Origin of the sequence: Kutzneria sp. 744 (genome assembly GCF_000568255.1) — a bacterium.
In the GTDB taxonomy this organism is placed as follows: domain Bacteria; phylum Actinomycetota; class Actinomycetes; order Mycobacteriales; family Pseudonocardiaceae; genus Kutzneria.
Genome location: NZ_KK037166.1, coordinates 8,386,192 through 8,394,951 on the forward strand (window position 1 = coordinate 8,386,192; position 8,760 = coordinate 8,394,951).

Here is an 8,760-nt window from a genome sequence, read left to right on the forward strand (position 1 = left end):
GCCCCGTAGCTGCGGTGATGGGGGCTGTAGTAGCGCCGCGCGCGCCGACGACCCGGCACAGCTCGACCAGTTCGCTCGGTCGGCGTACATGCCGGGCGTGTAGGTCAGCCCGGACGACAGCCCGAACGCGCCCTCCGTCAACGAATCGTCCAAAGTGGACTTCATCGCGTCCATCTCGGACTCGGTCGGCGGCCGGTCGTCCCAGCCGACGTGCAGCATCCGCAAAGTGCCCTGTGGCACCAGGTAAGCCGCGTTCACGGCGATGCCCCGGTCCAAGCGGTCGAGGTATTCGCCGACCGACCGCCAGTTCCAGTCGAAGCCGGGCGGGTCGTCGTTCCAGCCGGCCAGCTGGGCCCGCATCGCCGCCAGCACCTCGTCGTTCACCGGCGCGTAGGACAGCCCGTCCTGGCCGATGACCTCGGTCGTCACGCCCTGCGAGACCTTGGCCAGGTGATCGGGCTCGGCCAGCACGCGAAGGTCCGAGTGCGAGTGCATGTCGATGAAACCGGGGCACAGCACCAGACCGTCGACATCGATCACCCGGCCGCCGGTCAGCCCGGTCCCGATCTCCGCGATGCGGCCCTCAGCCACGCCCACGTCGGCGATCTGACCGGGAGCGCCGGTGCCGTCGACGACCGTGGCGCCACGAAAGACGATGTCCATCAGAAGAACGTCCGAACCAGGTCGACCACCCGCGTGCCGTCGACCACGGGCAGCAGCTGCCACTTGTCGAACACCGTGCACGGATGCGAGAGCCCGCACCGCACCCACTCGCCGACCTCGACCTGCTGCTCACTCAGCCGCAGATACGCGTGCTGGTCGTTCAGCGCGCTGACCGACGCCCCGCGCAAGTCCTCCGTGGACCCGTCGAGGTGGCGAACCAGTTGCGGCTCCGGCAGCTCCTGGTCGTACGACACGTCACGCCGGCCCATGGTCAACAGCGCCAGCCCCGGCTCGGGGTGCGAAGTGACCTGCGACCACGCGTGCATCGCCGGCCGGAACGGCTCGCCGCCGGGCAGCCGGTGCTTGCGCGAGAACGGCGACATCCGCCGGTACAGGCCGTCGTCGTGGATCAGGTACGAGCCGCTGCGCAGCACGCCCAGCACCGGCAGCCCGTCCGGCCACGGCCTGGTCAGACCTTCGGCGACCTGGTCGAAGTAGGCGCTGCCACCGGCGGTGGCGATCACCTGCTCCACGCCGTCGAAATGCCCGTCGGCGGCGAGGCGGGTGATCAGCTCCCGCAGCCTCGACATGTACGTGTCGATCTTGGCCAGTTCCTCGTCCTCGGTGCCGTGGGCCAGCGCGCCCTCGTAGCCGCCGGCCCCGACCAGCCGCAGCACCGGGCTGCGGCGCACCGCCTCGGCGATCTCGACGGCGTGCTCCAGCGACCGCACCCCCGTCCGGCCTTCCGGTCCGCCGAGCTCCAGGATCACGTCGACGGGGTGCTCCAGCACCTCGGTCATCCGGGCCACGCCGTCGACCGAGTCCACCCAGCAGGTGAACTCGAACGTCGGATCGGTGGCCAGCTCGTTGGCCAGCCAGCGCAGCGCGAACGGGTCCACCAGCTGGTTGGCCATCAGGATCCGGGACACGCCGAACGCCCGGTACACGCGCAGCTGGCTGATGTTGGCCGTGGTCAGGCCCCACGCCCCGGCCGTGAACTGTCGTCGGAACAGCTGCGGGGCCATGGTCGTCTTGCCGTGTGGGGCCAGCGCCAGTCCGACCGAGTCGCACCACTGCGCCATGACGCGGATGTTGTGCTCCAGCGCCGGCTCGTCCAGCACCACCAGCGGGCCGACGAAGCCGGCGTCGAACAGGTCGAGTCCGGACGCGGCCAGGTCGCCGACCGTCGAGCCGTGAGCCCAGGCCGGCATGCCCTTGAAGCGCCAGTCGATCCGTTCGGCCCGCAGTGCGGAGACCGCCTCGGCGTTGATCGAACTCACCGCTTCACCCCGTCCCCGGCGTTGCAAATTATGCAACGGTAGTTGCGCAATGTGATTCGTTGGTGTGTAGCATTCCCCGGAGCCGCCGTCAACGAACTCGAACTCCGGGAAGGGGTGCCGATGGAGCGCCTTGAGGTTGTGTGCCTCGGTGAGTCCATGGCGTTGTTCGTGCCGGCGGTGCCGGGGCCGGTGCACGAGGCGCGGGACTGGACGCTCGCCGTCGGCGGCGCGGAGTCCAACGTGGCCAGCCACCTCGCCCGGGCGGGCTTCCACGCCCGCTGGGTCAGCGCCCTGGGCAACGACTCGCTCGGCCTGTCCGTGCGCAACCGCATCGCCGGCGTCGGCGTGGACGTGAGCGGTGTGCGGACCGACCCCGTGCGGCCGACCGGCCTGTACGTCAAGGAGGTCAGCGCCGACGGCAGCCCCGTCCGCTACTACCGCCGTGGTTCCGCCGCCTCCGGCATGGGCCCGGAGTTACTGGCCTCCCTCGACGTGAGCAAGACCGCCCTGCTGCACATCAGCGGTATCACCGCCGCCCTGTCGTCGACCTGCCTCGACCTGCTGTGGGCCGTGCTGGCCCTGCCGATCCGGGTGTCGTTCGACGTCAACTGGCGGCCGGCGCTGTGGACCTCGCTGGACAAGGGCGTGCTGCGGGAACTGGCCGACGCCGCCGACATCGTGTTCGTCGGCGACGACGAGGCCCAGGCCGTCTGGGGCGTCGACCAGCCGGCGGAAATCCGTTCCCTGCTGCCGAACCCGGCCGAGATCGTGATCAAGCACGGCTCCCGCGGCGCCACCCTGCTCACCGACTCCAAAGAGGTCTTCGAGGCGGCCTTGAAGGTGGACGTGGTCGAGCCGGTCGGCGCCGGCGACGCCTTCGCGGCCGGCTTCCTGGCCGCCGACCTCAATGGCGAATCCGTCCGGCGACGCCTCCGACGCGGCCACCTCACCGCCGCCGGCGTGCTGCTGACCACCGACGACCTCGGCGAGCCGCTGCCGGAACCGGGCGTCACCAAGCTGCTCGACGCCGACGCCGACACCTGGTCCGCCGCGCACGTGACGGCTGGGGGAGTGATCCTGCCGTGAGCGAGCTTGCGAGCGAACCATCGAGCACTGCGTCCCTGACCGCAGACGCTCCGAGCGCTAGCGAGGAGGGTCTGTGAGTCAGAGCCTGGACCGCGCGTTGACCCTGTTGCGGGCCATGGCCGACGGCCGTAAGACGCTGGACGAGCTCGCCTCCGTGATCGACGTGCACAAGTCGACCGTGCTGCGGCTGCTGCGAACCTTGGAGGAGCACCGGTTCGTGCAGCGCGAGGGCGTGCGGCACTACCGGCTGGGCACCGCGCTGTTCGACCTGGCCAACAAGGCCCTCGACGACCTCGACGTGCGGCGGGCGGCCGAGCCCGCGCTGCGGGAGCTCAACCTCCAGACCGGGCACACCGTGCACCTCGCCAGCTACGAGGACGGCGAGGTCGTCTACATCGACAAGTACGACAGCACCCACCTCGTGCGCATGTACTCGCGCATCGGACGGCGGGCGCCGCTGCACTGCACCGCCGTGGCCAAGGTGCTGCTGTCCGAGCGGCCCGAGGTGCGGGAGATCGCCGCGCGCATGGAGTACCCCCGGCTCACCGCCAACACGATCACCTCGGCCGGCGAGTACCTGGCCGAGCTGCAACTGGTGCGGCAGCGCGGATACGCCGTGGACAACTCCGAGCACGAGGACTTCATCCACTGCATCGCCGCCCCCATCCGGGGCCAGCGCGGCGAGGTCATCGCCGCCGCTTCGCTGTCCGTGCCCAAGGTTTTCCTGGACTACGAGGGCCTCATCGCCCTCGTGCCGCGGTTGCTCGCGACCGCTGCCGCCGCCTCGACCGAGTGCGGTTGGACCGGAGTTGAAACACATACACAGAGCTCGTATGCAGGTGTGGAAAATTGACCCAAATTCGAGGATCTGATGGCTAACGCCGCACAAGAGGAAGAAAATTCCGCAGGTTTTCCCACCCCGGTGGCCGCGTTCTCCCAGGGCGTCCGCAAGGGCGGTTTCCTTCAGGTCGCCGGGCAGGTCGCCTTCGACGCCGACAGCAAGATCGTCGCCGACACCGTGGCCGAGCAGACCCGGCAGGCCCTCCGTAACGTCAACACCGTCCTCGCCGCCGCCGGCGCCTCCATGGACGACGTGATCATGCTCCGGGTCTACCTCACCGACACCGCCCACTTCGGCGAGATGAACGAGGCCTACGGCGAGTTCATGAGCGAGCCCTTCCCGGCCCGCACCACCGTCTACGTCGGCCTCCCCGCCGGCCTCCTGGTGGAGATCGACGCCCTCGCCGTCGTGGAGTGACGCCTGCCCGGGTGGGCTCCGACCGGAGCCCGCCCGGGGGTCAGCTCCACAACGCGGAGATGGGTGCGGCGACGATCCGATCGTCAAGCGGGTACGTGCGTGGCCCCGTGTGCAGCACGACCCCGCCGACGAACCGGTCGCCGAGTTCGTCGCGGAGCCACATCAGGTGCTGCGCGGCTTCCCGGCGTGGCGCGCCGGCCGCCTTGATCTCGATGCCGATCACCCGGTTGACATCCAGCTCGACAAGGATGTCGACCTCGCGACGACCGTTCTGGTCGCGCAGGTGGAACAGCCGTGGGCGCTCGGTCCCCGCGGCCAGCTCGGCCCTGAGCTGTGCGGCGACGAAGGTGTCCAGCACCCGTCCGAGCATGTTGCCGTCCCGCATCAGGCCGTCGACGGTCAACCGCAGCGCGCCGGCGACGAGCAGCGGGTCCAGGACGTACCGCTTGGGCAGCTGCGCCAGCCGCTTGAGCCGGTTGCTGTACCAGGCGGGCGTCATGCTGGTGATGTACAGGTTGCGCAGCAGGGTGTCGTAGGCGTCCGCGGTCTTCTTGTTGATCCCGGCCGCGTCGAAAACGGTCTTGTCGGTGACCGCGCCCGCGGTGTTGAGGGTCAGCACCTCGAAGTAGCGCCGGAGCTTCTCCGGATCGCGTGCGCCCTCCACGTCACGGGTGAACAGCTGGCTCAGGTAGCTGGTCGCCCAGTCCAGCCGGTGGTGGTCCGGCGCGCGGACGGCCTCGGGAAAACCGCCGCGCAGGGCCAGTTCCAGGTAGCCCCGCAGATCGGGCGGATCGGACGGCGTCGCGATGGCGTCCACGCCGTCGACCGCCACGCGGTCGATGAACGGCGGGCGGGTCAGGTCCGCGCCGAGGAGCTCGCGAGCGGTCAGCCCGTGCATCTCCACCTCGATCAGGCGGCCGGTCCCCGGCCACGTCTGCTCGTCGAGTCGCGCGTGCACCGAGCCGGTGACGATGAAGCGCCCGGTGCCGCGCTCTGTGTCCACCGCCCGCTTGACCGCGCCCAATATCGCCGGGGCGAGATGCCATTCGTCGATCAGCACGGGTTCACGCAGACCGCGCAGGATCGCGTCCGGCACAGAGTTGGCCACGACGGCCTCGTTCGGATCGTCCAACCGAAGGATGGTCGTGGCATGCCGGGTCCCGGTGGTGGTCTTCCCGGTCGCCCGGGGACCCACCAGCAACACCGCGGGGAAATCGGCGAGCAGGGCGGCCAGCTGCCCGTCAACTATGCGCGGTAGGTAACCATCCGTCACGGTCCGTATAGTACCTCATTAGCACACCTCGAAATACCCCATTAGCACACCCTTGAGTACCCCGACAGCACACGACGGGCCGCGGTCGGCGTCAGGCGATCCCGAGCAGGTCGGTGCCGGTGACGTGTCGCGCGTCGCCCTCGGCGGGGGACAGCAGGATGCAGGTGACGCAGGGCATGCCCTTGGGGCCGTCCAGCAGCTCGGCCTGGCCGGGCGTGATGGTCTGGCCGCAGTAGGCGTGCAGCATCCTGGGTGTGGGGCCGGGCACGGGCACCGGGAACAGGTGGCAGCACCGTTCCCGCTCGCCGCGCGCGAACTCCGGGCGCAGTCGCGCCATGAAGATCTCGGGCATCGCGTTTCCTCCCCTGGCGGCGGACTCGGAAAGCGGCGTTACCGTCTACATTGTAGGCGGTAAGCGCTTTCCAGCAAGCGGTTCGACAAACCTTGGCCGGAACGTCACCGATGAACTCCCGGCCCGGTTCAGCCGTAAGGGCTGTTGTCGGGACGATCGGGGAGGGCGCGTGCACGAGAGGGACACCGAGTCGGCGACGTTCGGCGCGCTGGCGGACCCCAGTCGGCGGGCGGTGCTGCGGCTGCTGTCCGAACACGCTGAGTTGACGGCGTCGGAGATCGCGGCCGCCTTCCACCATATCGGGCGCACGGCGGTGTCGACCCACCTGCGCATCCTGCGTCAGGCCGGCCTGGTGCAGGAACGACGGCAGGGCCGGTTCCGGCTGTACTCGCTGCGCACCCGGCCCGTGCAGGACGCGGCGAACATCCTGTCCCGGCTGGTGAACACGCACAGTCACCAGCAACACCATCGAGTGGAGCCGGTCGTCCCGCTGACCGGCGGATGATCATCGCCGGTACGCTCGCGCGACCTGGTCCCAGCCCCGGGGGAGCGCGCATGGCCGACGTACTGTTCACCGCCGAGGTGACGGTGCCGGCCTCCCGCGAGGCGGCCTATGCGTCGTTCGGCGGCGGCCGCTGGGCCGACTGGACCTTCGACGCCCGCACCGACGACCTCCGCCCCGGCCAGGTCGTGCGCGTCGCCTTCCCGATCGGCGGCGTCCCGCTGGCCGGCATCGCCCGGGTCCACCGGATCCTGCCGGCGCAGCGCATCGTGCTGCGGCACGAGTCGCCCTGGCGCGGACGAGTGATCATCGAACAAGACTTGTTTGTAAGCAAAAGCGGTTCTTGTGGAGTAGCTTCAGTGAACTCTCGATTGTAATTGTAGAGTGAGGCGACGCCGGCTCAGGTACTTTGCGGCATTTCTATTTGTTACATACAACCACAATGCCTCGTGACCTCGGTGAGGACGGCAGCATCGCCCCCGCTGGCCCGCCTGTCGGCAGCGACCTCGCTGACGACCCCGACGAGCCGGTGGTCCGCATCGGCCTGCTCACCAGCTACAGCGGCAGCGCGGGCGTGTTCGGGCCGGCGGTGGAGAACTGCGCGCGGCTGGCCGTGGACGAGATCAACGCCGAGAACGGGCGTGAAAAAAAAAACCGCTGCGGCTGATCCCCCCCGACGACGCCACGAGCCCGGCCCCCGGCCTGGCCGTACTCAAACGCCTACACCTGCGGCACCACGTGGACATGGTCATCGCCGTGCACACCTCGGCCACCCTCGACGCAGTCCGGCCGTACGCGCGACGGGTCGGGCTGCCGTACTTCTACACACCGGTCAACGAGGGCGGGAAGCCGGCGGGACGGCTGTTCCGCTGGGGCGAGGTGCCGGGGGAGCAGCTGCGCCAGGCCGTTCCGGCGATGATGCGCGAGCACGGCGGCAAGGGCTGGTACGTGATCGGCAACGACTACGTGTGGCCTCGCGCCGTCGGCGCCTGCGCTCGTCAGACGGTCGAAGCCGAGGGCGGGCGGCTGCTGGGCGAGCGCTACGTCCCGCTCAGCACCACCGACTTCGACGAGGTGCTGGAATCGATCGAGGCCTCCGACGCCGAACTGGTGGTCAACAGCCTCGTCGGCGGGGACGCCGCCGCGTTCGAACGCCAGCTGCACGCCGCCGGCCTGCGGCGGCGCGTCCGCAGCTTCGGGGCGCTGCTGGACGAGGCCACCCGGGACCACATCGGCGACGAGGCGGCCGCGGGCATGTGGTCGGTGCTCGGCTATTTCATGGACCTGCCCACGCCCGAGAACCGCGACTTCATCGGCCGCTACCGTGCCGCGTACGGCCCGTCCGCGCCGCCGGTGTCCAGCGTCACCGAGTCCGTGTACGAGGGCATCCACCTCTACGCCCGCGCCGCCATGGCGGCCGGCACGATCGAGCCCGCCTCCCTGGTCGGGGCCCTGCCCGGGACCAGCTTCACCGGCCCGCGCGGCGAGGTCGGCGTCACGCCGAGCGGCCGCCTGCGGCAGCCGCTGTACCTGGCCGAGGCCGTGACCGGGGGCTTCCGGATCCTGGCCGAGCAGGGGCTTGCCGGGATCGACTGACAGCAGTTTGATCAACGGCATGAGCCAGTCGCGCCTCGAATGGGCGCAGCCGTTCGTCACCGCGGCGGTTGACGCCGTGCGCGCCGCCGATGTCGCCACGGAGGCCGTCCAGCCGTGGCAGCTGGGCCTCGTCGACGCCGCCTGCGCCATCCACGACGGCGCGCTGACGCCGTTGGAGCTGGTGGAGTCCTGCCTGGGGCGGATCGCCGAGACCGAGCCTGCGGTGCACGCCTTCGTCTCCGTCGCCGAGGAAGCCCGGGCCAAGGCCGCCGCCCTGTCGGTCGACCGCCCCGAGGCCGCGCTGCACGGCGTTCCCGTCGCGATCAAGGACCTCATCGACGTCGCCGGCACGGTCACCGCCGCCGGCACGACAGTGTTCACCGAGCCCGCCGCCCAGGACGCCGCCGTCGTCACGCGCATCCGTGAGGCCGGCGGCATCGTCATCGGCAAGACCCACACCCACGAAATCGCGTTCGGCGTCTCCACGCCCCAGTCCCGCAACCCGTGGGACACCTCGAAGATGACCTCCGGCTCCTCCGGTGGATCCGCCGCCGCGCTGGCCGCCGGCCAGGTCGCCGCCGCCCTCGGCACCGACACCGGCGGCTCGCTCCGGCTGCCGTCGGCGTTCTGCGGAACTACGGCCATCAAGCCCACCCACGGCCTGCTGCCGGTCGACGGCATCCGCCCGCTGGCGTGGTCGCACGACGTCGTCGGGCACCATGGCTCGGGACGCCCGTGACGCCCTGCTGC

General features: G+C 70.3%; 11 protein-coding genes and 1 pseudogene. 8 read left to right on the forward strand and 4 right to left on the reverse strand.

Annotated features, from left to right (window positions below):
• A pseudogene (locus KUTG_RS57060) lies at positions 1 to 663 on the reverse strand (amidohydrolase family protein); the annotation flags it as partial.
• Positions 663 to 1,934: an amino acid deaminase gene (locus KUTG_RS38730; RefSeq protein ID WP_232241517.1), complete on the reverse strand. Its 1,272-nt coding sequence runs from the start codon at positions 1,932 to 1,934 to the stop codon at positions 663 to 665. The pseudogene KUTG_RS57060 and the gene KUTG_RS38730, both read right to left, overlap by 1 nt.
• Before the next feature lie 129 nt (positions 1,935 to 2,063).
• Here KUTG_RS38730 and KUTG_RS38735 point away from each other — a divergent pair, with 129 nt between their 5' ends.
• The 3 genes from KUTG_RS38735 to KUTG_RS38745 all read left to right on the forward strand — a co-directional run bounded on the left by KUTG_RS38735 (position 2,064) and on the right by KUTG_RS38745 (position 4,287).
• A complete protein-coding gene (locus KUTG_RS38735; protein ID WP_043724087.1) occupies positions 2,064 to 3,029 on the forward strand; it encodes a sugar kinase in 966 nt (321 codons plus the stop codon).
• Between the two features lie 73 nt (positions 3,030 to 3,102).
• Positions 3,103 to 3,882, forward strand: coding sequence for an IclR family transcriptional regulator (locus KUTG_RS38740; RefSeq protein WP_052395891.1), 780 nt, complete (start codon positions 3,103 to 3,105; stop codon positions 3,880 to 3,882).
• Between the two features lie 18 nt (positions 3,883 to 3,900).
• The gene (locus KUTG_RS38745; protein ID WP_043724089.1) at positions 3,901 to 4,287 is read left to right on the forward strand and encodes a RidA family protein; all 387 of its coding nucleotides are present in this window, start codon (positions 3,901 to 3,903) and stop codon (positions 4,285 to 4,287) included.
• A gap of 40 nt (positions 4,288 to 4,327) precedes the next feature.
• Here KUTG_RS38745 and KUTG_RS38750 read toward each other — a convergent pair whose 3' ends face one another.
• A complete protein-coding gene (locus KUTG_RS38750) occupies positions 4,328 to 5,560 on the reverse strand; it encodes an ATP-binding protein (protein ID WP_157495081.1) in 1,233 nt (410 codons plus the stop codon).
• Between the two features lie 91 nt (positions 5,561 to 5,651).
• The gene (locus tag KUTG_RS38755) at positions 5,652 to 5,912 is read right to left on the reverse strand and encodes a hypothetical protein (protein WP_157495082.1); all 261 of its coding nucleotides are present in this window, start codon (positions 5,910 to 5,912) and stop codon (positions 5,652 to 5,654) included.
• Between the two features lie 169 nt (positions 5,913 to 6,081).
• On the opposite strand from KUTG_RS38755, the gene KUTG_RS64375 reads away from it, so the two are divergent.
• The 5 genes from KUTG_RS64375 to KUTG_RS38775 all read left to right on the forward strand — a co-directional run bounded on the left by KUTG_RS64375 (position 6,082) and on the right by KUTG_RS38775 (position 8,749).
• Entirely contained in the window at positions 6,082 to 6,417 is a 336-nt protein-coding gene (locus tag KUTG_RS64375; protein ID WP_052395892.1) for an ArsR/SmtB family transcription factor, read from the forward strand.
• Between the two features lie 50 nt (positions 6,418 to 6,467).
• Positions 6,468 to 6,791 (forward strand): SRPBCC family protein, encoded by a 324-nt coding sequence (locus KUTG_RS38765; RefSeq protein WP_043724091.1) that lies wholly within the window; start codon positions 6,468 to 6,470, stop codon positions 6,789 to 6,791.
• Between the two features lie 65 nt (positions 6,792 to 6,856).
• Positions 6,857 to 7,081: a hypothetical protein gene (locus KUTG_RS54395; protein ID WP_052395893.1), complete on the forward strand. Its 225-nt coding sequence runs from the start codon at positions 6,857 to 6,859 to the stop codon at positions 7,079 to 7,081.
• Between the two features lie 35 nt (positions 7,082 to 7,116).
• The gene (locus KUTG_RS38770; protein ID WP_232241518.1) at positions 7,117 to 8,010 is read left to right on the forward strand and encodes an ABC transporter substrate-binding protein; all 894 of its coding nucleotides are present in this window, start codon (positions 7,117 to 7,119) and stop codon (positions 8,008 to 8,010) included.
• A gap of 19 nt (positions 8,011 to 8,029) precedes the next feature.
• Positions 8,030 to 8,749: an amidase family protein gene (locus KUTG_RS38775; RefSeq protein WP_052395895.1), complete on the forward strand. Its 720-nt coding sequence runs from the start codon at positions 8,030 to 8,032 to the stop codon at positions 8,747 to 8,749.
• Positions 8,750 to 8,760 lie beyond the last annotated feature (11 nt).